This window comes from Synechococcus sp. H55.10, assembly GCF_047502715.1.
Classification (GTDB): Bacteria; Cyanobacteriota; Cyanobacteriia; order Thermostichales; family Thermostichaceae; genus Thermostichus.
Map to the genome: position 1 here is coordinate 1 of NZ_JANSJJ010000310.1, position 26,699 is coordinate 26,699.

The 26,699-nt window shown below is 60.6% G+C and carries 28 protein-coding genes; 17 read left to right on the forward strand and 11 right to left on the reverse strand.

Going from position 1 to position 26,699, the window contains the following annotated elements:
- Window positions 1–94: 94 nt before the first annotated feature.
- The 3 genes from NW858_RS14305 to NW858_RS14315 form a co-directional block, all read right to left on the reverse strand.
- Complete coding sequence (locus NW858_RS14305; protein WP_414338181.1) at window positions 95–1,411, reverse strand: bifunctional folylpolyglutamate synthase/dihydrofolate synthase; 1,317 nt, start codon at window positions 1,409–1,411, stop codon at window positions 95–97.
- A 59-nt stretch (window positions 1,412–1,470) separates the two neighbouring features.
- Window positions 1,471–3,051 carry a phosphoglycerate dehydrogenase gene (gene serA / locus NW858_RS14310; protein ID WP_414334694.1) on the reverse strand — a complete coding sequence of 527 codons (1,581 nt, stop codon included), beginning with the start codon at window positions 3,049–3,051 and terminating at the stop codon, window positions 1,471–1,473.
- Between the two features lie 220 nt (window positions 3,052–3,271).
- Entirely contained in the window at window positions 3,272–3,508 is a 237-nt protein-coding gene (locus NW858_RS14315) for a DUF3148 domain-containing protein (RefSeq protein ID WP_414334693.1), read from the reverse strand.
- Between the two features lie 497 nt (window positions 3,509–4,005).
- Between NW858_RS14315 and NW858_RS14320 the strand changes: the two genes are divergently transcribed.
- From NW858_RS14320 to NW858_RS14340, 5 genes are all read left to right on the forward strand, one after another.
- Window positions 4,006–4,227: a DUF2949 domain-containing protein gene (locus NW858_RS14320; protein ID WP_041438119.1), complete on the forward strand. Its 222-nt coding sequence runs from the start codon at window positions 4,006–4,008 to the stop codon at window positions 4,225–4,227.
- Window positions 4,208–5,290 carry a nucleoside triphosphate pyrophosphohydrolase gene (gene mazG / locus NW858_RS14325; protein ID WP_414520767.1) on the forward strand — a complete coding sequence of 361 codons (1,083 nt, stop codon included), beginning with the start codon at window positions 4,208–4,210 and terminating at the stop codon, window positions 5,288–5,290. Before NW858_RS14320 ends, mazG begins: the two co-directional genes overlap by 20 nt.
- 47 nt (window positions 5,291–5,337) lie before the next feature.
- Complete coding sequence (locus tag NW858_RS14330; protein WP_414520745.1) at window positions 5,338–6,222, forward strand: transglutaminase family protein; 885 nt, start codon at window positions 5,338–5,340, stop codon at window positions 6,220–6,222.
- An 84-nt stretch (window positions 6,223–6,306) separates the two neighbouring features.
- Window positions 6,307–7,515 carry a VLRF1 family aeRF1-type release factor gene (locus NW858_RS14335; protein WP_414520746.1) on the forward strand — a complete coding sequence of 403 codons (1,209 nt, stop codon included), beginning with the start codon at window positions 6,307–6,309 and terminating at the stop codon, window positions 7,513–7,515.
- A 90-nt stretch (window positions 7,516–7,605) separates the two neighbouring features.
- Window positions 7,606–8,112: a DNA recombination-mediator protein A gene (locus tag NW858_RS14340; protein ID WP_414334690.1), complete on the forward strand. Its 507-nt coding sequence runs from the start codon at window positions 7,606–7,608 to the stop codon at window positions 8,110–8,112.
- Here NW858_RS14340 and NW858_RS14345 read toward each other — a convergent pair.
- Both NW858_RS14345 and frr read right to left on the reverse strand, forming a co-directional pair.
- A complete protein-coding gene (locus tag NW858_RS14345) occupies window positions 8,100–10,838 on the reverse strand; it encodes a CBS domain-containing protein (RefSeq protein ID WP_414334689.1) in 2,739 nt (912 codons plus the stop codon). The two genes, NW858_RS14340 and NW858_RS14345, sit on opposite strands and share 13 nt — an antisense overlap.
- A 130-nt stretch (window positions 10,839–10,968) precedes the next feature.
- Window positions 10,969–11,517, reverse strand: a complete 549-nt coding sequence (gene frr, locus NW858_RS14350; protein WP_414334688.1) for a ribosome recycling factor — start codon at window positions 11,515–11,517, stop codon at window positions 10,969–10,971.
- A gap of 485 nt (window positions 11,518–12,002) precedes the next feature.
- On the opposite strand from frr, the gene NW858_RS14355 reads away from it, so the two are divergent.
- From NW858_RS14355 to cpdA, 4 genes are all read left to right on the forward strand, one after another.
- On the forward strand, window positions 12,003–12,686 hold the full coding sequence (locus NW858_RS14355; protein ID WP_414509955.1) for a polysaccharide deacetylase family protein: 684 nt from the start codon (window positions 12,003–12,005) through the stop codon (window positions 12,684–12,686).
- 65 nt (window positions 12,687–12,751) lie between these two features.
- Window positions 12,752–13,510, forward strand: a complete 759-nt coding sequence (locus NW858_RS14360) for a PspA/IM30 family protein (protein WP_414520747.1) — start codon at window positions 12,752–12,754, stop codon at window positions 13,508–13,510.
- Between the two features lie 197 nt (window positions 13,511–13,707).
- Window positions 13,708–14,292: a photosystem II reaction center PsbP gene (gene psbP, locus NW858_RS14365; protein ID WP_414520748.1), complete on the forward strand. Its 585-nt coding sequence runs from the start codon at window positions 13,708–13,710 to the stop codon at window positions 14,290–14,292.
- 162 nt (window positions 14,293–14,454) lie between these two features.
- Window positions 14,455–15,249, forward strand: a complete 795-nt coding sequence (gene cpdA, locus NW858_RS14370) for a 3',5'-cyclic-AMP phosphodiesterase (protein ID WP_414334684.1) — start codon at window positions 14,455–14,457, stop codon at window positions 15,247–15,249.
- Here cpdA and NW858_RS14375 read toward each other — a convergent pair.
- Together NW858_RS14375 and NW858_RS14380 are read right to left on the reverse strand one after the other, a co-directional pair.
- A complete protein-coding gene (locus NW858_RS14375) occupies window positions 15,246–16,088 on the reverse strand; it encodes an ABC transporter permease (RefSeq protein ID WP_414334683.1) in 843 nt (280 codons plus the stop codon). The genes cpdA and NW858_RS14375 overlap by 4 nt on opposite strands.
- Window positions 16,085–16,990, reverse strand: a complete 906-nt coding sequence (locus tag NW858_RS14380; protein WP_414520749.1) for an ABC transporter permease subunit — start codon at window positions 16,988–16,990, stop codon at window positions 16,085–16,087. Before NW858_RS14380 ends, NW858_RS14375 begins: the two co-directional genes overlap by 4 nt.
- Before the next feature lie 63 nt (window positions 16,991–17,053).
- Here NW858_RS14380 and NW858_RS14385 point away from each other — a divergent pair, with 63 nt between their 5' ends.
- The 3 genes from NW858_RS14385 (at window position 17,054) to NW858_RS14395 (ending at window position 19,610) form a co-directional block, all read left to right on the forward strand.
- Window positions 17,054–18,208 (forward strand): homocysteine biosynthesis protein, encoded by a 1,155-nt coding sequence (locus NW858_RS14385; protein WP_414334681.1) that lies wholly within the window; start codon window positions 17,054–17,056, stop codon window positions 18,206–18,208.
- 142 nt (window positions 18,209–18,350) lie between these two features.
- A complete protein-coding gene (locus NW858_RS14390; RefSeq protein ID WP_414338152.1) occupies window positions 18,351–18,884 on the forward strand; it encodes a thermonuclease family protein in 534 nt (177 codons plus the stop codon).
- Between the two features lie 57 nt (window positions 18,885–18,941).
- Window positions 18,942–19,610 (forward strand): cofactor assembly of complex C subunit B, encoded by a 669-nt coding sequence (locus tag NW858_RS14395; protein WP_414348747.1) that lies wholly within the window; start codon window positions 18,942–18,944, stop codon window positions 19,608–19,610.
- A 132-nt stretch (window positions 19,611–19,742) separates the two neighbouring features.
- On the opposite strand, the gene bchI is transcribed toward NW858_RS14395, so the two are convergent.
- Window positions 19,743–20,801, reverse strand: coding sequence for a magnesium chelatase ATPase subunit I (gene bchI, locus NW858_RS14400; RefSeq protein WP_414333222.1), 1,059 nt, complete (start codon window positions 20,799–20,801; stop codon window positions 19,743–19,745).
- A gap of 340 nt (window positions 20,802–21,141) precedes the next feature.
- Between bchI and NW858_RS14405 the strand changes: the two genes are divergently transcribed.
- Window positions 21,142–21,555, forward strand: a complete 414-nt coding sequence (locus NW858_RS14405) for a DUF4168 domain-containing protein (RefSeq protein WP_414333223.1) — start codon at window positions 21,142–21,144, stop codon at window positions 21,553–21,555.
- 113 nt (window positions 21,556–21,668) lie between these two features.
- Entirely contained in the window at window positions 21,669–22,208 is a 540-nt protein-coding gene (locus NW858_RS14410) for a DUF3611 family protein (RefSeq protein ID WP_414333224.1), read from the forward strand.
- Window positions 22,209–22,372: 164 nt separating this feature from the next.
- Here the strand turns inward: NW858_RS14410 and NW858_RS14415 are convergent, their stop codons facing one another.
- Window positions 22,373–22,510, reverse strand: a complete 138-nt coding sequence (locus NW858_RS14415; RefSeq protein ID WP_414333226.1) for a photosystem II reaction center protein K — start codon at window positions 22,508–22,510, stop codon at window positions 22,373–22,375.
- 125 nt (window positions 22,511–22,635) lie between these two features.
- Window positions 22,636–22,881: a photosystem I reaction center subunit PsaK gene (psaK, locus tag NW858_RS14420; protein ID WP_414333228.1), complete on the reverse strand. Its 246-nt coding sequence runs from the start codon at window positions 22,879–22,881 to the stop codon at window positions 22,636–22,638.
- Between the two features lie 329 nt (window positions 22,882–23,210).
- Between psaK and NW858_RS14425 the strand changes: the two genes are divergently transcribed.
- From NW858_RS14425 to NW858_RS14435, 3 genes are all read left to right on the forward strand, one after another.
- Window positions 23,211–24,170: a fatty acid desaturase gene (locus NW858_RS14425; protein ID WP_414333229.1), complete on the forward strand. Its 960-nt coding sequence runs from the start codon at window positions 23,211–23,213 to the stop codon at window positions 24,168–24,170.
- Window position 24,171: 1 nt separating this feature from the next.
- The gene (locus NW858_RS14430) at window positions 24,172–25,053 is read left to right on the forward strand and encodes a hypothetical protein (RefSeq protein ID WP_414348748.1); all 882 of its coding nucleotides are present in this window, start codon (window positions 24,172–24,174) and stop codon (window positions 25,051–25,053) included.
- A 70-nt stretch (window positions 25,054–25,123) separates the two neighbouring features.
- The gene (locus NW858_RS14435) at window positions 25,124–25,993 is read left to right on the forward strand and encodes an SDH family Clp fold serine proteinase (protein ID WP_414333232.1); all 870 of its coding nucleotides are present in this window, start codon (window positions 25,124–25,126) and stop codon (window positions 25,991–25,993) included.
- Here the strand turns inward: NW858_RS14435 and NW858_RS14440 are convergent.
- The gene (locus NW858_RS14440) at window positions 25,985–26,680 is read right to left on the reverse strand and encodes a J domain-containing protein (protein WP_414333234.1); all 696 of its coding nucleotides are present in this window, start codon (window positions 26,678–26,680) and stop codon (window positions 25,985–25,987) included. The two genes, NW858_RS14435 and NW858_RS14440, sit on opposite strands and share 9 nt — an antisense overlap.
- Between the last annotated feature and the right edge of the window lie 19 nt (window positions 26,681–26,699).

The window sequence follows — 26,699 nt, forward strand, 5'->3', positions numbered from 1 at the left end:
GGTGGGGTGACCCGCCGGTAACCTAGCTCGGTGCCAGGCTCACCTCTGCCCCCCCACCACCCAAGGGGGGGCTAGTCTTTGCTCAACCCCGCTGTCAACGGGCCAATCCCCATCCCAAGCATTCCCGCATCACTTGGCCCAATAGATACAAAGACCCGCAAACCACAGCCGGTGGCTCCCCAACAGCTTGAGACTCCTGCATCTGAACACAAAAAGTAGACAAATCGGGCAATGCTTGTGCTGAAGCGAGATGGGGTTGCAGGGTTTGGGCCAGTTGGGCCAGTTGTTCGGGATCTGTCCCTAAGTGTCCGGCAATTGGCAAGGCGAAGAAGGAATCTCCCGGTCGCAGCAGGGTGCTGAGAATACCTTTGACATCCTTGGTGCTGAGGATACCGACATACCAGGCAAGGGATCCAGGTTGGTGCTTGTCTAGATAACGACGGAGAGCCTGGGCGGCGGGTAAGTTGTGGGCTCCATCCATCAGCAACTGGCGGCAACCAAGCTGCACCCGTTGTAAGCGCCCCGGCCAGCGGGTGATGGCAAACCCCTTTTCTACGGCGGCATCGGGGATCTGCCAGCCCTGTTGTTGTAGGGTTTCCACAACGGCAAGGGCTACCGCTGCATTGGTGAGTTGTACATCGCCGCTGAGGGGCAAGGTGAGGATCTGCCCTCGCCATCGGACGGTTTGGGGTTGCAACCATTGCAGGGGTTCAACCACCCGTAGGGGGCTTTGCAACTGCTCTGCCTTGGCTCGGATAACTGCTGTAACCTCTGGGGTTTGGGGTGCGCACACTGCTGGGATCCCTGGCTTGAGAATACCCGCCTTTTCAGAGGCAATTCGGGGCAGGCTGTTGCCCAAGCGCTGCCAATGATCCCAGCCGATGGAGGTGATGGCGGTCACCACGGGCTCGATCCCGGCATTGGTGGCATCCAGCCGACCACCCAAGCCCACTTCTATCACTGCCACGTCCACCTTTTGCCGGCGGAAGTACAGCCAAGCGGCAGCGGTGATGACCTCAAACTGGGTGGGAGAAGCCTCGCCAGGAGCATAGGTTTGTAGGCAGTCGCGCACTTGGGCCAACGCTTGGCTCCAGTCGTTGGCAGAAATGTACTCCCCGTTCAGCCAGATCCGCTCCCGCCAGTCCACCAAATGGGGAGAGGTGTAGCGACCGACGCGATAGCCCGCTGCCCACAGCACGTGGCTGACCCAGGCACAGACGGATCCCTTGCCGTTGGTGCCGGCCACGTGGATAGCCGGGATCCCGGCTTGGGGCCGACCCAGGCGCTGCAGCAGGACTTGCATGCGCTCCAGGCTGAGATCCACACCAAAATGGCCCAGCGACTCCAGAAACGCCGGCCAATCCCAGTCTGGGATCTGAGGCAGGTTTAAGGACAGATCGCTCTGGCTCAAGCCAAGACTCCGTCTCGCTAGCTAGGGGAAGTGAGGTTTGGGGATCGCTACCAGCGGCTCTAGAGGTTCACCACAAAAGCGTCGCGAATGCCCGGCTGCTTGAGTACCTCTTCTAGGATCCCATCTGGCAGGGGATCATCTAAGCTGAGCACCATTACTGCATCGCCGCGGATGATCTTGCGGCCCACCTGCATGCTGGCGATGTTGACATTGTAGGCTCCCAGCAGGGTGCCAATTCGCCCGATGATCCCGGGCATATCTCGGTGCAGGGTCATCAGCATGTTGGCGGAAGGGGGCACATTCACCGGGAACTCGTCAATCTGGGTAATCCGCACCTCTCGCTCCCCGATCAACGCCCCCGAAACGGAGCGGATCCCATTGGGGCCATGGGCAATCAACGTCAGGGATCCCGAATAATCTTTCAAGGAGGGATCTCGAGTTTCCACCACCCGAATGCCCCGTTCTTTGGCCTCGATGGAGGCGTTGACGTAGTTGACCCGTTCCCGCAGCGCCAGCGTCAAAAGCCCTTTGAGGGCGGCAATGACGATCGGCTGCCCATCTTTTTCCGCCAGATCTCCCTGCAGGCGGATCTCCAACTGGTTGACGCGATCCCCAGCCAACTGGCCAACCAAGTTGCCCAAGGTTTCGGCCAAGTCCAGGTAGGGTCTCAGGTTTTGCAACACCTCTGCCTGTAAGCCGGGGATATTCACGGCAGAGCGGGCCGGCAGCCCCAACAACACATCGCGGATCTGCTCGGCCACGTCGATAGCCACATTCACCTGGGCTTCTTCGGTGGAGGCCCCTAGGTGGGGGGTGAGCAGGACTTCCTTGCCCAAAGAAAACAGCGGAGAGTCCTTCAGCGGCTCGTTGGCAAAGACATCCAAAGCGGCTCCGGCAATTTGGCCGGATTTCAGGGCTTCGTACAGCGCCTGTTCATCCACCAAGCCGCCACGGGCACAGTTAATTAGGCGAGCAGTCGGCTTCATCATACGGAAGGTTTCGGCGTTGAACAGGTTGGTGGTTTCAGGCGTTTTGGGAATGTGCAGAGTGATGTAGTCCGATTCCTGTACCAAAGTCGTGAAGTCCACCAGGCGCACCCCCAGTTGCTCTGCCCGCTCCATGGAGAGGTAGGGGTCGTAGGCCAGCAGCTTCATCCCCATCGCCTTGGCAATCTGGGCCACGTGGGAGCCAATTCGCCCCAATCCCACAATCCCCAGGGTTTTTTTGTAGACTTCTACGCCGACAAACTCCTGCCGATTCCATTGGCCCGCTTTCAGAGAGGCATTGGCATCCGGTATGTGGCGCGAGAGGGCCATCATTAAAGCAATGGCGTGCTCGGCAGCGGCAATGGTGTTGCCCTCGGGCGAGTTGACCACCAGGATCCCGGCTTTGGTTGCGGCAGGCACATCGATGTTATCGACTCCAACACCCGCCCGCCCGATGATTTTCAAGTTCGTCCCCGCCTCGATCACCTCGCGGGTGACCCGTGTGCCGGAGCGCACCATGATGGCATCGTAGCTGGGGATAACCGCGATCAACTGCTCTGGGGTGAGCTGGGTTTGCACATCCACCTGAGCCACTTGAGAGAGGATATCGATCCCCGCCTGATCGATGGGATCTGTAACGATAACTCTGGGCATAAGCAGCGCTGGTCTTGTGGGATGGAGGGCAACAGAAGCAGAAGAACCAATTGCTGCCAGTTAAGGCGGATCCCAGCGGATAAGCCAAACCTTGATCCAACCTCAATTGGCACACTTTAATCTACCGCGAAAGTCCGCCGGTAAGGTGAAAACTCAATTCTGCAGCAAGCTGTCCGATCCCAAAAACCCATCGAGCTGCCTTGGAAGAGAGATGGGCCCGTTAAGACAGGGATCCCACCGGGGCAATATATTTCCCGTCGATGAGAAAGACGCCATTGGCAAATTGCACACAATAGGTGCCCAACAGCCGCCGCTGCAGGATCACCCCTTGTTCGTGCAAGCGGATCAAATGGGCCGGGCGCAACATCGGCATCGGGTCAGCCGTCTTTAGATAGGGCGGTATCTCCACCACCTGAACCGTCGCCCCCACCGGCAGTAACCCCTGAGCTTCAGACATAGGGAGAGTTCATGCTGCAACCATCTCTAGCTTAGCCGAGACCTAGGCCGGTGCAGGCCCGAAACCTGACCCGACCCAAACAACAAGGCAAAGCCCAGAACCCACTGGATCCCTGAGCCATTAATGTAAGATTTTTATCTTAAGTACCGAAGTTGCCAGGATAAAAAGGTAACATCTTGCTCAAGCTCCCTGGTTTTTCCCAAGAGGAAAAGCTAGCCAGCCTTTTGAGATGCTGCCAACTGTTCGTGAGTCTGCTATCATACCATGACCTCTTCCAACTGTTTTTTGTATCTTTGGATACGAAAACCTCATTTACCCGAGTAATCTAGGGGTTTTCTCGCTGTGGAGCTGTGGGCGCAGGGCTTGGCAAACCGGCCTTTGGCCCACTCGCTGGCCAGATCTTTGCCGAAATCCTATAGGAGTGTTAAGAATAGTTACATTGGTTGACTATCTTCTCAGTTTTCACAGTCGTCCTTCTTCAGCGCCGCGAAACGACCATGCTAGATCCAATTCCCCCCCCAGCCCTTGAGGAATATCTGTTGGAAACGGGTATTATCGACCGTTCTCAACTGAGTTTGGCCAAAAAGCTGCAGCATCGCCAGCAAGGGCCGTTGCTGATGATTCTTTTGGAGTTGAGTTTCATCGATCTAGAGCAGCTCAGCCGCCTTTTGGATTTGGGCCGCACCTACCCTTTTGACCATGCTGCAAACGCTGGATAGTCTTCAGCCCGACTGGCAACAGGCGCTGGCTCGGTGGTCTACTGCGGAGCAGGGATCCCTGCTGCTGAAAAGCTGTGGGGGAAAGGATCTGGGGGAGTTGCGCCGTTTTCTGCAACAGGTCTGTGCCCCTGTCCAGTCTGTTACGCTGCTGGCAGAAGGCTTAGAGGTGGTGGCCGGCCCCTTGACGCTTCAAAGCTGGGATCCGCAGACAACGGGCCATTTTGCCCACCTTTATCTGGAGCGTCCCGCCTCTACTCTGCACCTGAGTCGTTTGGCGGCGATTGTGGCTCGGTTGCGTGCTCCCGACGGCTGCCCTTGGGATCGGGCCCAAACTCCAGAGTCTCTTACTCCCTACATTCTCGAAGAGGCGTATGAGGCGGTAGCGGCCATTCGCGGCGGGGATCCGGCAGCGATTGCCGATGAGCTGGGGGATTTGTTGTTGCAGGTGGTGCTGCAGTCGCAGATCTTTGCCGAGCAGAACCACTTTGATCTGGAAGCTGTGGCGGCGCGGATTGCCGATAAGCTGATCCGTCGTCACCCCCACGTATTTGGGGAGGCTGTGCCGGCAGACCTGGCCGAGCTGCACCGCTCTTGGGAGCAGATCAAGCAAGAGGAGCAACCGGATCAAAACCTTGGTCAAAAGCTGCTCCACTATGCTCAAAGTTTGCCCCCCCTGATGGCTGCTCTGAAGATCTCCCAAAAGGTGGTGGGAGCGGGATTTGAGTGGCCAACGGTGAAGGGGATCTGGGCCAAGATCCGCGAGGAAGAAGCCGAGCTGCGCCAAGAATTGGAAAGGGATCCCCCCGATCCGGCCCGACAGGCAGCCGAGTTGGGGGATCTGCTGTTTGCTCTGGTCGACTTGGGCCGTTGCTATGGCTTGGATGCTGCCCAAGCGCTGGCTCAGACCAACCTGCGTTTTGCCCGTCGTTTTTTGCGCATGGAAGAGCTGGCCCAGGAGCCGACAGGATCCATGCCCGGCGATGGCAAAGGCTCCATGCTCAAAGGACGCAGTCTCCAGGAATTGGAAGTTCTCTGGCAACAGGCCAAGCAAGACCATCCCTAGTTCGTCTGGGGTTGGGCCGGCTCTGAGGAGTATCCATTCACCGAACCGTGCAAATTCAAATCCGCCATTTCATCGAATACCGCTACAGTTGTCCGGTGCAACTGGAGCCCCACACTGTGCGCTTGCGACCTCGTTGCAACGGGATCCAAGCCCTCTTGGCCTTTGATCTGCAGGTGGATCCCCGCCCGGCAGGCCAATCGGAGCTGGTGGATCTGGATGGCAACGCGGCGGTTCAGCTCTGGTTTGGGGATCCCACCGAACATCTGCGCGTCCAAACCCAGTCCACCGTGGTCACCCTGCGGCGCAACCCCTTTGACTATCTGCTCTGCGATTGGGCCACCCACCTTCCCATCAACTACCCCAGCACGCTGGCAGCCCAACTGCAGCCCTATCTGGCGACCCAGGCAGATGCCGGCATCCAAAGCCTGGCCTGGGAGCTCTGGGATCAGGTGCAGGGGGAGACGACGGCTTTTTTGCCGGCGCTTAACCAACGCATCTACTCCGAGTGCCGCCACATCTTGCGGGAAAAGGGGGATCCTTGGCCCGCCGGCCTGACCTGGCAGCGCAAAACCGGCGCCTGCCGTGACCTGACGCTGGTGTTTATGGAGGTCTGCCGCACCGTAGGCTTGGCCGCACGCTTTGTCAGTGGCTACCAGGTCGGTTCTTCGCAGCCGGCGGGGGAGACCACAGAGCCTGTGCATCGTCATCTGCACGCCTGGGCGGAGGTGTATCTGCCAGGGGCCGGTTGGCGAGGGTTCGATCCCACCCAAGGGCTGGCCGTGGCCGATGGCCATGTGGCTTTGGCGGCCAGCGCCTACCCCAGAGATGCCGCTCCTATCTACGGCCATTGGCTGGGCAGGGGTGTTCACAGCCACATGAGCTACACTATCCAGATCCAGGCAGAATCTTCTCCCCAAGCCCAGCTCAACTGAGCTCCATCTTGCGTGGGATCCCTTGAGGGATCTGCCGTCGCATTCCCTACTTTAGATATCTTGCAGTGAAGCCCTTTCAAAACCATGGACGAGCTCAACACCCTGATCCGGGATTTGCAAGCTGCCTTTGGCGACAGCAGCACGCCGGTGCTCTCGTTATACGCCGACATCAACCCTGCCCGTCCTGAAAACGCCCGCCTTGCCTGGGTGGGACGCATCAAGAACGCTATCAAAGAGCTGCCGGAGTTCCGGGAGGGCAAGCGGGATCCTTCTCTCTACGAGCAAATCCTTGCCCTGTTGGAACAGGAGCGCCCTTCCGCCCGCACCTTAGTTCTTTTTGCCAGCCGCAACGCTGATGGCAAGCTAGTGCTGCGTCGAATCGACCTGCAGGTGGAGCTGCCCGTAGTGGATCTGGCCCACGGGCGGGTAGAAGCCCGCTGGGGTGAGCCGTACTTGACCCCTTTGATTTTCGCCTTCGATGAATATGAGCGGGCCGGGGTGTTGCACCTGTCCGGCGCCAGGTGGCACTTCTACGAGCTCTTTTTGGGAGAACTGCGGGAGGACACGGAAGTCTTTGCCAACATCAGCGCCGACGAGTGGCGAGAACTCCAGGAGCTGGCCGGCCGCATCGAGAATGTCGTTGCCGAGCGTCGCGCCCGCAGCGGCGGCACCTTCGACAAACTCTCCCCCAAGGAGCGGGAGGCGGCCAAGGTCAGCCTCTGGATGCACAAGCTCTACCAGCGCCTGGCCCAGGCCCTCGACAAAGCGGTGGATCGCCTGGGCATCGAGCGCCTGGTGCTCATGGGGGAAGCCTGGCAGGTGTCTCACTTTGAGGGCTACCTCAACCGCGGCTTGCGCAACCGCATCGTCGCGCGGGTGGGGCATCCGACCAATTTCCACGCCCCCACACCGCAAGACATCCTCGAGCGGGTGCTGCCCGTCCTGGAGGCCGCCGAGCGCCGAGGGGAACTGGCCTTGTTGGAGCGGATTCGGGAGCAGCCCGGCGCTTGGGGCGTGGACGCGGTGCTGGACGCTCTCCAACTGGGTCGGGTGGAAATTCTCGTCCTGCCCTGGAGGTTGGAGACTACCATCTGGCGCTGCCCAGACGGATCGGTGGGGGGAACCCAGGAGATGGCCCGGCTCCTCTGCCCAGAGCCGCAACCGGTGGCGCTGCGGGATCAGGTCTGGGTGCTGGCCCGCGATTTTGGCGCCAAGCTGGAGTTTGTCCGTGGCGAGGCCGAAGACCGCTTGCTCCACGAATTCCAAGGAGCAGCCGCGCTGCTGCGCTGGTAGAGGCCGCGACCCAATAAGGCCGGATCCCAAGGCGAAAAATTGGGCTAGCATAGCCTAGCCAAGATCTTGAAAGTTTGCCGAGGGATCCCGTTGACCCAGTCTATTGATCTTCCCACCAGCGTTGACACCTTTTTGCAGGAGCTGGCCGCGATTCAGCAAGTTGGGCCGAAACGAGTGGCAATCCTGGGCAGTCGTCACGTGCCCATCACCCACCAGTACCTCATCGAGACCCTCAGCTATGCTTTGGCCCTCACCGGCAACCAGATCCTCACCTCTGGGGCCATTGGCACCAACCTGGCTGTGATTCGGGGGGCGATGCGGGCGGACATGAAATCGCTGACGGTGATCTTGCCGCAAAGCCTGGAGCGACAGCCGGCAGAGTCGCGGGCCAGCCTGGAGCAGGTGCTGCATTTGGTAGAGCACCCCGAAAATGACCACCTTCCCCTGGCAGAAGCCAGCCGCCTGTGCAATCTGGAGATCATCAGCAAGTGTCAGCAGTTGATCTGCTTTGTCTTTCACGACAGCGTCACGCTCCTGGATGCCTGTAAGCACGCCGAGGAGCAACACAAGTTGGTAACTCTCTTCTATTTCGATTGATGGGGCTCCTCGCTGGGTTGAGCTGGCGGCAAGGGAAAGTGTTCTTGTAGCCAGGCTTCGGCTTCTGCCGGGGTGGTGAGTTCGCCGTTGAGGGTGAGACAACGCAGTTGCTCCAAGATCGCCTGGAAAGAGCGACCTGGCCTATAGCCCAGACGACGCAGGTCATGGCCGTTGAGGAGCGGCTTGACCCAGTGCCACTCCTGCAAGTAGCGCCAGATCAGTCGCCGGGCCGGTTTGTCGGCAAGGCTGGCCAACAAAATCACCGCCGGGATCCGCAGCCCCTGCAGCCGTTGCACCACCTGGGCAGGAGACAGGGATCCAGAATTCAGTTGGGCCAGCAGGGTTTGGTAGTGGGGGAACTGGCTGAGGCGTTCGACGCCCGCTTGGGTGAGGTGGAGCTGGTTGGCTACCTGGGGCGCTTGGGGCAGTGTGAGGAGGAGAGCCTCGAGGCGCAGTTGCCAGATCTCCTGGGAGCCCAGCTCGGGATAGCGGCGGCGAAAGTGATGGGCCCAGCGGCCCACCCGCTGCAACCGCCGACACAGGGAGGGATCCCACTCCAGGTCGGGGTGAATACAGCGCAAGGCTCCCCATTCCGCCAGCCGTTCAAAAGCCTGCGGCCAATCGCGGGATTGGAAAATGTAGGCCAGCTCTTGCTTGAGGCGATCCCCGCCGACAGCATCGTGCAGGCCACTGGCCACGGCAGCGCGGATCCATTTTTCTGTGGTCGAGTCCAAGCTAAAGCCCAGGCGCACCGCAAAGCGCACTGCTCGATAGATGCGGGTGGGATCCTCGATGAAGCTGTTGGGGTGCAGGGCGCGGATGATCCCCTGCTGCAGATCCGCTTGTCCGCCGAAAAAATCCAGCACCTGTCCCCGCTGGGGGCCGTTGAGGCGCAGGGCCAGGGCGTTGATGGAAAAATCCCGCCGGTAGAGATCTTGTTGGATGGATCCCATGGCCACTTCGGGGGGCGAGGCCGGGTAGGGGTAAAACTCGGTGCGGGCACTGGCGATATCCACACAAAAGCCGCCTGGCCAGATCAAAGCCGCCGTTTGGAATTTGCCGTGGATCTCCAGCCGCGCTTCTGGGAAGTGCTGTTTGAGCGCTTGTCCCAAAATCAAGCCCCAGCCTGGGGGATCTGTCCCGGCGATAGCCAAGGGGTAAGGCCCATCCACCACCAAGTCCAGATCCAGCCGCTCCAGGTTGGGTGAGGGCGGGCGCCCCCACCGGTGCAGCAACAGATCTCGTACCGTTCCCCCGACCAGATACACCCTCAGGCCCTTTTCATCGGCGATGCGGGCGGCCTGCTCCAGCAACTGTCGATGCCGTTCCGACAGAGCCGCGAAGGTGAGATCCAGAGGGCAGGAAAGGGCAGGGGAAGCCAACTGCGGCGAGAGGGCCGGCAGCTCGTGTAGATGCCGCAACACGTCGGTGCGGGTCACGATGCCCACCAACTGGTCATCCTGGAGCACGGGCAGGCGGCCAATATCCCACTGCACCATCAACCGCTGGATCTCCGCCAGCGGCGTGTCGGGGGAGAGCGTCTTGACGTCGGTGGTCATGTAGCCCTTGACGGGGGCATGGCCAAACCCGTGGTGCAGGGCGATATCGATATCCCGCCGCGAGATCACCCCCACCAAGCGGCCTTGGGCATCCACCACCACCAGGCCAGAATGGCCATAGCGCAACAGCACCCGCTGCGCCTCGTCGATGGTGATCTCCGGTCGGATGGTGCGCACCGGGGCCGACATCAAGTCTTTGGCCGTCACCGGGGGTGGGATCCGCGCTTTGACCGCCTGGCTGAGGGCCGCCAGGACTTGGGCCGGGTCGGGCAAAGGCTGGTCGGGGCTGGCTTTCAGCGTGGCCGCCGCTGCACAGTCGTGGCCGCCGCCACCGTAGAGGGCCATCACCTGGCTCAGGCGGGCAAACTCCTGCCGTGCCCGCCCGATCAGGCTCAGCCGCTCCCCCTGCCGTGCCACCAAGAGCAGCACGTCCACCCCCGTCAGATCCATCAGCCGCATCACCAAGCCAGCCAAGCCGGGCACAAACTCCGGCAGCTCCAGCAGCCACGTTCCCAGGCGATACTCCCCCACCTGCTCTACCTGCATCTGGGCCAGCCCCTGGCTGAGCAGTTCGCGCATCTGGGGGGTGAGGCCATCCCCCAAAAAGCGCCGCAACAAGACCAGGTTTACCCCCTGCTGCAACAGCCAGCTCAGGGCGGCAGCATCGCGGGCGGTGGTTTCCGGGAAAGTCAGGGATCCGGTGTCCATGTGGATGCCCAAGGCCAGCGCCAGCCGCTCAAAAGGGCTGAGGGGGATCCCGGCAGCCTGCAGCCGCTCCACCAGCAATGTACAGGTGGATCCCACAGCCTCGATATGGCAGGTAACCTGCTGCTGCGGCCAAAAGCAATCTGGCGGGGTTTCCGGATCCTGGAGGTGGTGGTCGAAAATCTCAATCTGCGCGCCGGGGACATTCACCCAAGCGGCGGCCTTGCCCAGGCGATCCGGATCGTGGCAATCCACCACAATCCACCGCTGCACCTGGCGGGGATCCACCGAACGCAGCTCGATGAGGGGAAATTCATCCCGGTACAGGGCCAAAAACTCCTGTACCCCCGGCAGGGATCCCCCGGTCAAGGCAATGCGGGCTCCCGGGTACAGGCGCGCTGCCCCCACCGCTGCCCCCAAGGTGTCGAAGTCCGCCGCTTGATGGCACAGGATCAGATCCATGGACAGCTATGCCCGCCGCCTTCTTCCTTCCATCCTGGCCCAACCTGGGATCCCGGCCACAGGGAGAGAACTGCCGCTTGACTGCTGTGGGCCAAAAATGAATTGGCAGGGGTGCTTCAAGGACAAAGCCTTAAAGAGTGGTCAGTTCCTTTTCTTTTTCTGCCAGCAGCTCATCGATTTTCTTGATGTAGCGGTCGGTCAGTTTCTGGATATCCTCTTGCAAGCTTTTGGATTCATCTTCCGACAGCTCCCCGTTTTTCTCCCGCTTGCGCACCGAGTCGATGCCATCCCGCCGGATGTTGCGGATCGAGACCCGACCCTCTTCGGCCAGTTTGGCCACCTGTTTGCTCAGCTCTTTGCGGCGTTCTTCCGTCAGAGGGGGAATGTTGAGGCGCACCACCTTACCGTCGTTGCTGGGGGTTAAGCCCAGGTCAGAGGCGACAATAGCCCGCTCAATGGCCGCCAAGGTCGAGGGATCAAAGGGCTGGATCAAGAGAGTGCTGGAGTCTGGCGTGGTAAGGCTGGCCAGGGCCTTCAGGGGAGTGGGCACGCCGTAGTACTCCACCTGCACGCGATCCAGCAGGCTGGCATTGGCCCGCCCGGTGCGTACCGTATTAAAGGAGCGCTGTGTGGCTTGCACAGCTTTGTTCATCAACTCCTCAATCTCAGCTAGCTCCACGGCGTTTTCCTCGCTTTCAAAACAGTTTCCAGGCTTTGGCAGCCAACTCGACACCTCTACGGTCAGCCTGACCTCAATTTTACTGCTTCGTTGGGATCCGCAAGGGATCCAGATAGCGACAGCACGGCCAGATAGATCCAGTTTGCCCTAGTGCCGGCTCTTGGCTTCCCAGCAGTTGATGAGGTGAACCTCAGCCAAGCGGGATCCTTCCTACGCAAGAGATGGATCTAGAGATGGACCTATATTGCTAACGCTGGAAGAAGCTGCGACTGGATTGCTGTGGGCGGTCACACGTAAACTACATTGTTGTCCGGCTTCTCGCATTCCTCCCGACGCAAGGACTCCGTCCCGCTTCGCGACCGGCTACGCCAGAGCGCGGGGCTTCTGCGGTTTCTAGCTGAATGGGTTGCTTCAACTGCTCGCTCAACGCTGCCGGGAACTGGCTCTAGGCTCAAGCTATCTGTAGACTTGCCAGGCTAACGGAAATGCTCTTTTCTTCTCGGCAAATCTTGCCCTCATTCTTCTACCCACCCCTGCATTGGGGCCTCAAGATCCTCTTTCCCGAGGGCCTGTGGGAGCTGCCGGCAGATCCCCATGCTCGGCGGGTGGCCCTCACGTTTGACGATGGCCCTCACCCCGAGTACACCCCGGCTCTGTTGCGGGTTTTGCTGGATTTTCAGGTGCCGGCCACGTTTTTTGTCCTGGGAGAACGGGTGCAGCGCTGGCCCCACCTAGCCCGTCAGATCCGCCAGCAAGGTCACCGCATTGGCCTGCACGGCTGGCAGCATCGCTCTTTTACCCAGCTTGCCCCCGACGAACTGCGGCGGAGCCTGAAGCGCAGCCAAGCTGCCCTGGTGGCTGCCTGTGGCGGGATCCCCGGCGATTATCGGGCTGTGCGCCCGCCCAATGGCTTGTTTTGGCCGCAGACGCTTGTGGATTTGCGCCGTTGGGGCTTTTGTCCGGTGATGTGGAGCGTGGTACCCGAGGATTGGCTGACTCCACCGGTAGCGGTGGTGGTGGAGCGGGTGCTGGCCCAGGTACAGCCTGGCTCCTTGATCGTGCTGCACGATGGCGTTCAGGGGGGATCCCAAGTGGCTGAGGTGGCGCGGCAGTTGATCCCGGCTTTGAAGGAGCGGGGGTTTGAATTTGTCCACTTGCCGGATCCCTAGAAGATCTGTCAGTTGCGGAGAAAGTTAAATACAGTAGAGGCAAGAGCAAACAGGAGGGTCAGGTTATGGGTGCACGCAAGATCATCTACGGCATTTTCGGGCAACGGGCCGGCAGCGTCATCGTCGGAACTTGGAACTGGCTGTGGGGGCTCCCCGTGGACAAAGGGGGCACAGGGGCAGTGATGGTGGCGGAAGAATCCCTGCGCACCATGCAGGAAACGGTTCAGCGTCTCACCGAAGCCGTTGCCACCCAAGTGGCTGCCTATCAGCGGGCCGAGCAGAAGTACATGCAAAAGGTGCGGGAGTACCAGGCTCTGGAGAACAAAGCTCGCCTGGCCGCCCAACGGGGCGATCAAGAGGCGGCCCGCTTGGCCATGTCCCAAGCGCTGCAAATTGAGGCCATTCTCGGCCCCCTCAAAGAGAATGTGGAAACTGCCGAGCGCTATGTCAACGCGGCCAAGCAGAAGCTGGCCCGCGAAAAGGAGCGACTGGCCGCCTACAAGAGCGAGCTGAGCAACCTCAAAGACATCAACGAGGTGAACCAAGCTCTCGAGCAGATGACCCGTGTCAACAATTCCTACAACATCGACTCAGCCAAGTCGCAATTTGAGGCAGCCAAAAACGCTGTCCAGGCTCGCCAGCTCAAGGCCCGCGCCCTGAGCGAGCTTTCGGAAGATCGCAGCGAGCAAATTGCCGCTCAACTGGACGAGATGGCCATGGACGATGAGATCTCTCGCCGCTTGGCGATGCTGACGGGCCAGGGGGGCACGCCGGCCAACCTGCCGCTGCCAGATTTGGACTTCGAGAAGCGGCTCCCTCAATAGCGGCAGCAGCTTCCCATTCTGGGGATCCCTTGTTTCCGGGTTCCTCGGCAACTGGGCCGAACATCTCCGTCTGAGCCCATGCGGTAGCCGTGCTGTACAAGGGGGAGCCTTGCCATTGAGGGTCAACGGGCTAGCGCTGATGCGCTCGTACTAGGATGATAAGGATAGGTAACCCATCTGAGGGGAGGATCCCAGCGATGCCAGCAGCACAGGGCGGGCATTCTGCCCGATTGGTTCTACGGCTGTCCAGAGCGTTATTGCTGCTCTGTGTCTGCCTCAGCCTTTTGACCAGTGCCTGCTCTGCAGGCTCCAACCTGCGGGCCTACAGGGATCCCAGCGGGGCCTTTGCCTTTGCCTATCCCAACGGTATGGTGGCGCTCAAGCTCGGGCCGGGGAAAGGGCCGGCGGTGCTGCTGCGCGACCTGGTGTACGAGACGGAGAATGTCAGCTTGATGATCGCCCCCTTTGATAAGGGAGAGACGATCGCCGACCTGGGTGGCCCGGACGAGGTGGGGCAGTTGGTGGCAGAGAAGATCATCGCTCCTGAGGGATCCGGTCGCTCCGCCAAGCTGTTGGCTGCCGAAGCCTTTGAGCGGCAAGGTCAGCCCTACTACCTGTTTGAATACCAAACCGACATGGGATCCCAGCTTCGCCATGAAGTGGTGACGGTAACCGTGCGCCACCATCGCCTTTATACTCTGACGGCCTCCACCCAAGAATCCCGCTGGCCGCAGGTGCAAGCCGCTTTTAGGAATGTGGGCCGTTCTCTAAATGTTTCCTGAAGCTTTTTCTTGAGGATTTTCTCATGAAGGGGACGGGGCGGACTTGGGCAAGTTAAAGCTGGGCCTTCCAGATGGAGTTGCCTGCCGATCCCAGCCGGGAATCCGGTGCTAAAACGGTGGTGTTTTTTATAGAGGGGATCCCGCCTCTCTCCAGCCGCTTCCATGACTGTTTACGTGGTTCAGATCAGCGACCTGCATCTGTTTGCCAAGCCACACCAGCGGCTGCTGGGGGTGGACACAGAGACCTCTTTTCTGCAGGTGCAAAAGGCCATTGCCGCCTTGGATCCCTTGCCGGATGTGCTGCTGCTCACCGGGGATCTCGCCCAAGATGGCAGCGCCGCCGCCTACGCCCGTTTGCGAGAGCATCTGCAAGCTCTTCCCATCGACACCTATTGGCTGGCGGGGAATCACGATCGCCTTCATAACATGAACTCAGAGCTCCGCGCCGAGCGGGTACACGGGGAGAAAAGCTTCAGTCGAGAGAACTGGAGCTTGATTCTATTGAACTCTCTAGTGCCGGGCAAAGACAGCGGCTACCTGACGGAGCGCACTTTGCTGTGGCTGAAACAAGAATTGCAGCGGAGCAAAGCCGCCCAACACCATGTTTTGCTGGCCTTGCACCATCCTCCTTTTTCGGTGGATTCTCCCTGGCTGGACCAAAGTGCCCTGCAGCAGCCGGAGCGGCTGTTTGGGGTTTTGGACGAGTTCGACCACATTCGCCTGGTGCTCTTCGGCCACATCCACCAAGACCTGCACCGCCGCCGGCAGGGGGTCGATTACTTGGCCTGTCCTTCCACCTGCGTGCAATTTCGCCCCAAGAGCCCTCGGTTTGGCCTGGACGTGATCCCCCCGGCTTTGAGGCAGATATGGCTGGAGCAGGACGGCAGCTTCAAAACCCAGGTGCAGCGGGTGGAAGCCGCTCTGCAAACTCCTAACTTGGCCTTGAAAGGATACTAATTCCCTTCCTCTGGGATCGCGGTGGGCGCCAGTCCGACCGCTTGTCCCAAACAGAAACTGGCTGCCAACAGGGCCAGCCATCCCGGCAGCACCGACAGGAGGGCCACCACGGCCATCGAGGTGTGGTTCCCCCCCTGCAAGAGGCTGTAGAGCAACATCGGCAGGGTGAGCACCCGCCCACCGCCGACGAAAAAGGTGAGCAAAAATTCGTTCCAAGAGATCAAAAAGGCAAAGGCTGCCCCAATAGCTGCTCCAGGGGCCACGAGGGGCAACGTTACCTGCCACCACACCTGCCAGGGATCCGCCCCCAAACAGCGGGCCTGGGCCTCGTAGCTGCGGTCGAAGCGGGCAAACACACTGCCCATCACCAAAGCCATGTAGGGGATGGTCGGGATCAGATGCACCAAAACCACCCCCAACAGGGTGCCTTCCAGGCGCAGGCGGATCAGCACCCCTTGGATCCCCATCAGCACAGCCAGAGGAGAGGTGATGACCGGTAACAGCAAGAGCAGGCGCAGCCAAGCAGGCAGCGGGCGGGTGCCCAAAACTCGTCCCGCCGGGATCCCCACCCCTAGGGCCAGCAGAGTGGTGAGCAGGGCAATTTGTAAGCTCTGGCCAAAGGCTGCCCTGAGCTGAGATCCCCGCTCTAGGAACTCCTGCCAGCCGGCTAGGCTCCACGCCTGCGGCAGGGCATCGGGGAAAAACCAGGCCCGCGTAAAAGCCCAGAGGCCCAGCACTCCAAAGGGCAAGGCCCAAAGGAAGGTCACCCCGACCACCCCCAAGCGGAGCAGGGATCCCTCCATCCATCCAGAGAGGCTGCAGGCGCGGCGTCCTTTCACGGCTTTCTCCCCGGCGGCTGCAAGAAGGCTCCCCTGGCCGCAAACAGCCCCGCCATCAGGCTGACCACCGCGGCCGAGATGGCCAGCAGGATCACCCCCAACGCCACCGCCTGCTGCCGCTGCTCCAAATTGATATGGGTAAAACGCTGGTAGATCAGCACCGGCAAGGTGCGGGGGTAGGTGGGCCCCAAAAGCAGCGGGATCTCAAAAGCGCTGAAGACAAAACCAAAGATGAGGATCCCGGTGGCCAGCAGCCCCGGCCTGAGCAAGGGCAGCGTTACCTGCCAAAACGCTTGCTCGGCAGAGGCCCCCAACAGGCGCGCCTGCTGCTCCAGCTCGGATCCCATTCCCCGTAGCAGCGTCAGCGCCACCAGAGCGGCAAACGGGATCTCCTTCCAGAGCCAGTAGAGCAACACCCCCACGTAGCCGCGGTCGTTCACCCAGAGCGGGAAATCCTGATCCGAGGCAATCCACCCCACTTGGAAGGCCAGCCGCGCCAGCCAACCGCTGGGAGCCAACAACAGCCACATTCCCGCTGCCCCCACCAAATGGGGAACCGGCAACGTCAACTGGGCCAGCCAGATGGCCCACCACCCTAGCCCCCGCAACAACAGCGCCGATCCCAACCCCAAAACCAGCGCCAACCCGGTCGCCAGCAAAGCAAGCCCCAGACTCAGCAGCAGGGATCCCCACACCTCGGCATCTCCCAGGAGCTCCCCGTATCCCTGCAGGCTCAACCCCGTCCTCCCCAAGCCGTAGAGGCCGACACTCTGGGCCAGGGCCAGCAGCAGCCCACCGCCGTAGATCAGACCTACCAGGCTCAGAGCCGGCAGCAGCGGCCCGTACTGCCCCAGCCAGCGGCTTACCTTCCTGAGCCCTCCCCAGCCATCTAAGCTATTCATACAGCCATTGATCAGCCATTCGGGAACGCTGCCTCAAAGGACGCGGACTGCCTCTTGCACTCCATGGAAAGAACTCTAGACCAGATTAACCAACGCATTGCCAAAGGCCAGGCGCGGGTGTGGACGGCCCTAGAGGCCAAAGCCAAGCTGGCCACCCTGGGCATTGAGCAGGCTTTTGAGCAGGTGGATGTGGTAACCACGGGCACCTTTGAGCCAATGGAGTCGTCAGGGGCAATCCTCAACCTGGGCCATACGGATCCGCCCATTAAGATTCGCCAAGCCTGGTTGAACGGGGTGCCCGCCTATGCCGGGTTTGGCGCCGTGGATCTCTACATCGGGGCGGCCCAGCCCAGTGAGCAAGCCGAGCACCCCTATGGGGGCGGCCATGTTATCGCCGATCTGGTGGCCGGCAAGCGGGTGCACCTGCGGGCTGTTGGCCAGGTAACCGATTGCTATCCCCGCGCCGACTACGAGTCCACCCTGACACGGGATCAGCTTAACCAGTTCTACTTGTTCAACCCCCGCAACGCCTACCAAAACTTCATTGTCGGCGTCAACGGCGGGGATCGGCCCTTGTACACCTATTTGGGCCTGCTGGAGCCGCACCTGGGCAATGCCGTCTATTCCAACCCAGGCGAGCTCTCCCCCCTCCTCAACGACCCCCTCCTGCGCCGGGTGGGGATCGGCAGCCGCATCTTTCTGGGGGGCGGCAGCGGCTACATCGCCTGGGAAGGCACCCAACACTTCCCGCGGCAAAAGCGGCTGCCCAACCATACCCCCATCGGCCCGGCGGCCACCTTGGCCCTCATTGGCGACGCCAAACAGATGCAAGCGGAATGGGTGCGAGGCTGCTACTTCCGCAACTACGGCCCCAGCCTGATGTTGGGGGTCGGGATCCCCATCCCCATCCTCTCCCCTGCCGATCTGGAGCCCATTGCTGTCCGGGATGAGGAACTGGTGGCGCCGGTGATCGACTTTTCCATTCCCCGGCGGGTGCGGCCCACCTTTGGCCTGGTGAGCTATGCCCAGCTCAAATCCGGCTACATTGTCCTCAACGGCCGCAAGGTGCGCACTGCTCCTCTGGCCAGCCTGCGCCGCTCAATGCAAGTTGCCGAGATCCTCAAACAGTGGATTGTCAGCGGCCAGTTTACTCTCACCCAGCCGGTTGCCCCTCTGCCCCTGGATCGGGAGTTTCTCGCCCAAAACCCTCATCCATAAAGGGATCCCCATCGCCAAAACCGGCCATCGGATCCCTGGTAAGGGGTTGTCTTCCAGGCAGTTGCCGCTACCATTACGCCTTAGGTGTTGCCGGTAAAGGCTCCCTGGGGGAAGGGGGCCGGTATCCGCAAGGGGGAAAGACATGTTCCGGCGTATTGCTTTTGGCTCGGCGGTGTTGGGATGGCTCCTGGCCCTGCCCGCCTTTCCCGGCCACGGGTTGGGGGAGCGGCGGGTCGTGCCCGACACCCTCTTCTACTTCGACAACCACTATTTCGATCGCTACCCCGAGGCAGTGGTGGTGGGCGTAGTCAATGGTGACACGCTGGTGGTGCAGATCGAAGGGGAACAGAAACTGCGCCTGATCCGCTTGGCCGGGATCCAGGGCCTCAGCCCGGAGGAGGATCCCTTTTACCAGCAGGCGATTGAGCTGATGCGGGAGCGTATCCTGCGCCGCACCGTCAAGCTGGAAGGGGACAAGCTGCTGCGCAACGTCGATGCCACCGGCTTGGTGGAGGCCTACGTCTGGCTGGAGGGCCAGCAGATGAACGCCATGCTGGTGCGCAACGGCCTGGCCCGCATCATCCCCTACAGCCACAACATTAAATACGACAGCTACTTCGGTGGCCTGCAAAAAAGAGCCCGCCAAGAGCGACTCGGCATCTGGAGCCGTCTCTAACGCCTTGGATAGCTCTAGACTGGGTTTACTGGGCACTCTTAGATACGTCTGCCTGCTTTGAGGGTTAAATCCACTCCAGCTTCCCGGGATCCCAACCGCTGGCTGAGGCATCTGCCTTTGGTGACCGGCCTTTTGGGCAGCGCCCTCTTGGTTATTAACCGACTGGCTTTTACGCCGGAACTGTTCGCCAGCCAGTCCCGCTCTGATGCCTTGGGGATCCTCCTCAGCGCCATTTTGATCCTGACCGGCCTGCTGTGGCAGCAGATCCAGCCCCGTCCCCCCCAGGCATCCCCCCTGCAGGGGAGTTCAGGCTGCGATTGGCACCCCGACCTTTCCGAGAGCGAAAAACTGGAGCTGGCCTGGGCCTCCCACACCCTCCTTAGCACCACTGCTGCCCGCACGGTAGTGATCTGGGTGGAGGGGCGCACCCTACTGCAGCGGGGGATCCTGGCCAGCCCCGGCCAGTTGCCCTCCATCCGGCCCCAGAGCATCTTGCAGCGGGTGTTGCAGACCGGACGGCCCGTCTATCTGGTGGATTTGAAACTGTTCCCGGCCCGCGCCGAGTTCGAGGGCCTGCTGCCCCCCGGATCCCAGGCGGTTCTCTGCCAGCCCATCGGCCAGAAGGGATGCCTCATCTTGGGCAGCGACACCCCCCGCAGTTTCAGCCGCCAGGAGCAGGCCTGGATTGCCGCCATCGCCGACAAACTAGAAACCCTACTCGCCTAGCTCCCCTCTCCCTTTGGGAGAGGGGCTGGGGGTGAGGGCAGACTCCCTTTGGGAGAGGGGCTGGGGGTGGTCGCGTGAGCGGCGCGGAGCGCTTGGGCGCCTTTGGGAGAGGGGCTGGGGGTGAGGGGGAGGCTAAGCAGCGCTCTCCAGGCTCACCTGAAACACCTCGCTAAAGGCCTTCTCGACCTTGTAGCCGGAGTCGATGGTTTCCAGAGGATCCTTGCGCAGGCGGTGGCGCAAACACAGGCTGATTACCCGGCGAATATCGGCAATGGTGACCTCGCTGCGCCCCTCCAGAGCCGCCAGGGCCTTGGCCGCCCGGTTGGTGACGATATCTCCCCGCAGCCCATCCACCTCCAGAGCCGCACACACGCCGGAGATCTTCAGGCGCAACTCAGGATCCACCATCACAGTGGGCAAGAGGTGCTGGGCCTTTTCAATGCGCTCCCGCAAGTGTTGCTGGGCCTCGGCGTATTTGGCCAAGAACGCCTGGGGATCGGCGTCGAACTGGCTGCGCTCCTCCACAATCTGCACTCGCAGGGCCGGATCCCGCACCGTTTCGATGCGCACGAACATACCGAAGCGATCCAGCAGTTGCGGCCGTAGCTCTCCTTCCTCCGGGTTGCCGGATCCCACCAGGACAAAGCGGGCCGGGTGGCGAATGGAAATCCCCTCCCGTTCCACCGTGTTCCAGCCAGAGGCCGCCGCATCCAGCAACACGTCTACCAGGTGGTCGTCCAGGAGGTTCACCTCGTCTACGTAAAGGATGCCGCGGTTGGCCTTGGCCAAGAGCCCCGGCTCAAAGGCCTTCACCCCCTGGGAGAGAGCCCGCTCGATATCCAAGGTGCCGCAGACCCGGTCTTCGGTGGCTCCCAGGGGCAGATCCACCATCGGTACCTGGATCCAGGTGGCTTCCAGCGTTTCTCCCGCCTGCAGGCGTTCCCACACCTGGTCGCTCATCAGATCCCGCTGCCGCGGGTGGCTGTTGAAGGGATCCCCTTTGACAACCTCGATCTGGGGCAGCAGATCTGCCAAGGCGCGGATGGTGGTGGATTTGCCCGTGCCGCGATCCCCCATGATCAGCACCCCACCGATGCGGGGATCGATGACGTTGAGGAGCAGAGCCAATTTCATCTCCTCTTGGCCGACAATGGCGGTGAACGGGAAAACCGGGCGACGTTCCAAGTTCATAGGGGCAACAACCAGCAATTCATCCTCATTATCCCAGAGGCTCCTCCCTTCTGGGCGGTTCCAGGCTGCAACAGGAACCTAAAGGCCGCTTTTGGGTCAAATGGATAAAGCAAGCTCCGGTGCCGGTCGGGGATCCCTGGCTTCTTTTGGGGAAGACTAGATAACATCGGAGCCTGCACGGTTGGCTGGGAGTGGGTTGAATCTGGGTAACAGCGAAAGCTACACCAAAAGAAAGGGGGCTCCCAAAAGCGCCGGCAACCACAGAGAGAGTTCGTTATTGGGTGGGGAGATAGCAGCGGTGTCAGGTCAAGCAAGTCGGAGACGATGGACGGCATTCTCGATGCCCAGCGTGGCCCAAAAAGGGCTGGTGGGCCTGATCTGGGTCTGCACCTGGATCCCTGTCTTGAGCATTTCCCTTGCCGTAGCCCAAACCGCCGCTACCTCTCTGGTTTTGACCGATGAACAGGTCGCCAAGTATGCCCGCATCGTTTTGGAGATGGAGCCCCACCGACAAGAGGCCCAGCAGCGCTCCCAGGCCACCGCGGATCCGGCCAGCAAAGATCAAATCCGGCGGGAGTTCATTCGCACCGCCACCGAGATCATCACCCGCCACGGCATGACCGTGCCCGAATACAACCGCATCACCCTGTTGATTCGCTCCGAAGAAGGCAGAGACCTCCAACAGCGCATCGAAGCCGAAATCCTGCGCCTGCAAAGCGGGGATCCCAGCGTGAGCCCTAGCTCCAAACCCTAACCCCCCCCTTGGATCCCCTGCAGCGCTTTTGCCCGGATGTGACGGAGGACGGAAGATAGCGGTAGGCTGGAAGCGGAGGTCGGTGCTCGTCCGTAGAGAGCGGGGGGAGAGCAATGAACGAGCCTATGTCGCCGTCAGTACGGGCGGCTGTCGAGCGCATGAAGTCTCGCTTGCGCCTGACGCGCCGCTTCGGGTTCTGGTTTCAGGCGGTTCTGGGGGCAACGGCTCTGCTGCTCTGGCTGGGATTTTTAGTTGGCCAGAATACCCTCTATCGCGACGACTCGATGGGGGCCTTTATCGCCTTCTGGTTTACCCTGTTTACCCTTCTAACCCTGGCAGCCGGTCTCTTCTTTAACTGGCGCTACCTGCTCCAGGCGGAGCGCCGCTCAGTGTCTGCCGCTACCCCAAGCCAGTTGGATCTGCCCAAGCAGTTGCAATTGGTTACCTATGTCAGCCTGATCGGCGCTTTCCTCGCCCTCATCGCCATGGAGGCGCAGGTGGGAGAGCTGCTGGTGCGGCTGTTTACCCGCACGCTGAGCACCCAGACAGCAGGAGTGCTGCTATTGGCTGCCAATATCAACGTTACCTTTGCCCACTTCGTCTGCTTAGCAGGGGTGCTCTGGATTACCGGCGCCCTCGACCGCGAGCCCTGAACCCCAGCCGGCCAGTCTTAACTTTGCAAGGCAGAAAGTCAGGCCTGCGGCACAGTGGCCCGCCCTAAACTTGCCCCAGCCAAAACTGCCCCCCTGCCAGAGGAAGAGGGGCAAGCGGAAGCAGTCTCGAAGTCCGTAGTTGCCAATCGCAGATTCCGAGGGCTTCACTTAAAGCCCACCGCCGCCTGCCAAACAAAAGCCAGCAAAAAGAACAAAACAGGGATGATCGGCAGAATGTCGATCAGGGGATCGAACAACTCATAGCCTTCTGGCAAAGCCGCCAGGAGCATTATCGCAGGCATGACAACAAACCTCGACAAGAAGAAAGTGGAGTTGGAGAAACTGCTCTTTTCAGAATTGACAGGGATTTTAACATTGTCGGGCCGGAATCCCGGCTAAAGTCAAGAAATGTGAAGGAGATGGTGACCTAGAGAACTCCCATGTTGGAGAGGCCCAAGATCACTCCCGCGCCCAGCAGATGGCCGAAGCTGGCGACCCCCAGCACTTCCGGCCAGGTCATCCCCAGCACCGGCCCCGTTTCTGAGGCCGCTCCCGAAGAGGACTTGAAGATCAAGTAGGCAAGACCTGTGCAGAGAAAGATGGTTACGGCACTCAAAGGCGACCAAGAGCTGGTGTGGGCAGTCATGGCCAACGGCACAACAACGGGCATCATGGTTTTCATCCTCGGCTCAGGTTAACCGCCCCCTAGATTACCCCCATTCCGCAACTCCCAAGGGGATCCCCACATGAATTGCAACAGAGGCCGCAACAAAACCTCACACTGTGGCTTCTTCTGGCTCCATGGCCGATCTACCCCTCGCCGGGAACAGCCTGGACGGGCTGGAGTTGGCAAGAAAAATCCGGTCTGGGCGCAGATCTCTGCCGTATACTAACGAAAGTTAACAAATCCTTCTCTTCCCCCGCTTTGCAGGTGATGAACTGGCTCTTTTGCCTTGATCCATCCTCACCGTCTGCGCTGTGCACACCCAAGGATGGCTGCCGATGACTGCTGCTGCGACTCCGCAACCGGATCCCAAGCCTTTTGCGTTACCCCGTGAGCTGTTGGGGCCGCCGCCGGAATTTTGGAACCCCACCCTGTTGATGTTTTTGGCGGCGGTGGTGCTTTCGGCCTCTTGCTTTGGCGGGTACGCCTTTTGGCATTGGCCCCGCTGGCTGGTGTTTTGGCTTAACTTTGTCGCCCTCTATGTGTTGGGCACGGTGATCCACGATGCCTCTCACGGCTCGGCCCACCGCAACCGCTTTTTGAACGAGGCGCTGGGTCACGGCTCTGCCTTGTTGCAGGGCTTTGTCTATCCGGTCTTTAAGCGGGTGCACATGCAGCACCACGCCCATGTCAACCACCCCGAAGACGATCCCGATCACTATGTGTCCACGGGCGGGCCGCTGTGGCTGATCGCACCGCGCTTTTTCTATCACGAGGTGTTTTTTTTCAAGCGGCAGCTCTGGCGCAAAGGCCGCTGGGATCTGCTGGAATGGGGGCTGAGCCGACTGGTGGTGGTTCTGACGTTTGCGTTGGCCATTCACTTTGGCTACACCGACTACATCATGAACTACTGGCTGCCCCCTGCTTTTATCATGGGCTTTCTATTGGGCCTGTTTTTCGACTACCTGCCCCATCGTCCCTTTCAATCTCAAGAGCGGTGGCACAACGCCCGCGTCTATCCCGGTTGGCTGACCAACATTCTGCTGCTGGGGCAAAACTATCACCTGATCCACCATCTCTGGCCCTCGGTTCCCTGGTACAAATATCAGGCAGCCTACTGGGCGGCCAAACCTGAGCTGGACGCCCGCAACTGCCAGCAAACGCTGGGGATCTGGGAGAAGGGAGAGTTTTGGAGCTTTTTGTACGATGCGCTGATTGGCCTGCACTGGCACAAGCCCAACTCAACTCGTCCTGCTGCGCCAGCCGATCCAGAATCTACGGATCTGAGGCTTACTTAACATGGTTTTGCCCACGCTACGGATCCCTCAGTTGCTGCTGTTTGTGGAGGCAGCCGGCTTGCTGCGGGACTCCAGCCAGGCCCTGTTACAGGCTGGTCAGGCGACGGCAGATCTGCCAGAGTTGATCGCTGAAGCGCAAGCGCAGGCGGAAGCCCAATTGCAAACCCTTGGGATCCCGGCAGAGTTGCGGGCGCAGGCCCGAGGGATCCTGAGGTTGACCTCGCCGCCGCAGGTGCTGGCTTACCTGCAGGATTTGCTCGACAGGGGAGCCGGCCCGGATTTGGAAGCCTTTTTGGAGCAGGCGGGATCCGACTCTACCCTGTTGCGCTTTCCGCCGCTGTTGGTGGGGGCTGTGGCTTTGCAGGTGTTGCTGGAGCGGCTGGATTTTTCTCCGCAAGAGAGAGCTGTGTTGCAAGCCCAACGGGATCAATGGGAACAGGCCCTGGCAGAATTGGCCGCTCACCACCAGGTTTCCCCAGAGCCGCTGCGGGCGGCTGCCGAGAGGGAGCTGCGGGCTGCCTCAGCAGAAGAGCTGCTGCAACTGGGGCAGGATCTCTTTCAAGATCTCCAGGATCTTGCCGGGCCCGATTCTGAGCCGGAAGCCGAGTCTCAGGTGGAATTGGCGGGGCCGTTGCTGTTGATGATGGTGGCCGACCACCTGTTGGCCCAGACAGAGCATCCGCTCACCCCCGATCAACGGCTGGACTTACAAACCAACCGCGCCGAGGCAGAAAGCCGCCTTTTGGCCATGCAAAAGCTGGGCCGTGTTGAGAACTTGGCGGAGCAGCAGGCTTACATTCGCTCCTGGATTGACCAAACTTCTGTACCGGATTTGCTGCGGGCTTTGGATCGCTTTTTTGCGGCGTCTGAACCCAACGCGTGAGGCCCCCGGATTGCCAGAGGTTCCGTATCCTCTATGCTGGAAGCAAAGGGATCCCGCTTGAGGCGCGAAAGTGGACTGGGGCAGCTTATTTTGGATTTTTTTGATCTTCAGCTCGCTGCAACCCCTGTTGAACCGGCGGGCGCAAGAGTTCCGGCGCTTGCTCGCCATTCGGGAGTTGGAGCAAAAGCGGGGCAGCCGCGTGATTTTGCTCATCCACCGCCAGGAGTCGATCAGTTTTTTGGGGATCCCGGTTTCCCGCTACATCAGCATCGAGGACTCAGAGCAAGTGTTGCGGGCGATCCGCCTCACCCCGCCCAATACTCCCATTGATTTGATTCTGCACACCCCTGGCGGCCTGGTGCTGGCTACTGAACAAATTGCCCGCGCCCTGATCCGGCACCCGGCCAAGGTGACGGTATTTGTGCCCCACTACGCCATGTCGGGCGGGACGATGTTGGCCCTGGCTGCCGATGAAATTGTCATGGATGCTAACGCCGTGCTGGGGCCGGTGGATCCGCAGTTGGGGGGGTATGCTGCCGCCAGCATTCTGCAGGTGGTGGCGGAAAAACCCATTGCCGAAATCGACGACCAGACCTTAATTCTGGCGGATCTGGCCCGCAAGGCGATGCAACAGGTGCAGAACTTCGTGCGGGATCTCCTGAAGGACGATGTGCCCAAGCGCAAAATTGCCCCCGAACGCATTGAGCCTCTGATCCAGTACCTGACCAGCGGTCGGGTGACCCACGACTACCCGATCACTGCTGAAGAAGCGCGGGAGCTGGGCCTGCCCATCTCCACCGAGTTGCCGCCCCAGATCTACGCCCTGATGGACTTGTACCCCCAGGCCAGCATGGGCCGTCCTTCCGTGCAGTACATTCCCACCCCCTACGATCCTCGTCCCGCTTTGCCCAAAGGGGGATCCCGCTCTGGCCTAGGGTGAACTCTTGGCGTAGACATCCATGGCTTCCAGGCGCAGCCCTTTTGCCCGCCGAAATAGCTCTTGTCCGGTGTGCAAGTGGCGTTCATCGAAGTTCAGCGGGAAATACTTCAGCTCCTCCAGAGCGTCTTCCAAGTGGTTGAGGGCATAGTAGAGGCGGGAAGCCACACCCCCAAAGCTGCTGGGATTGGGAAGGCGGCGAAAGATCTGCTGAGCTTGGGCCAGCTTCTGGCCGCACTCTTCCAGATAAGCCTCAAAGGACTCCAACAGGTCAGGGTCGAACGGATCTGCCGCCAAAGCATTTAACTGAGGCTTCAGAGAAGACAACAAGGGCCCCAAAACTCGGTTCAGGGGGGTGTAGACCTGTCGGATCCAGGCGGCGCGGGCGATGGCTTCCTGGCTGACGGTTTCGCCAGGGGATCCCGTCGGCTGAGGGCGGGGTGAGGTGTGGCTGGAGTGCAGTTGCCGATCGTAGTCGCGGCGAGATTGCGGATCCTTGAGCACCGCGTAGGCAGCGTTGATCTGGCGGATGCGCTCGGAGGTGGCCCGATCTTTTTTGGCCAGCAGGCTGTCGGGATGGTGGTACTTGACCAAACGACGGTAGGCAGACTTGATCTCTTCCGCCGTCGCCAGGACGGAAACGCCCAAGACCTCGTAGTGGGATCCGACTCCAGCTCCGCTCTCCATCATCGCTAGGCTTGCCGGCAAG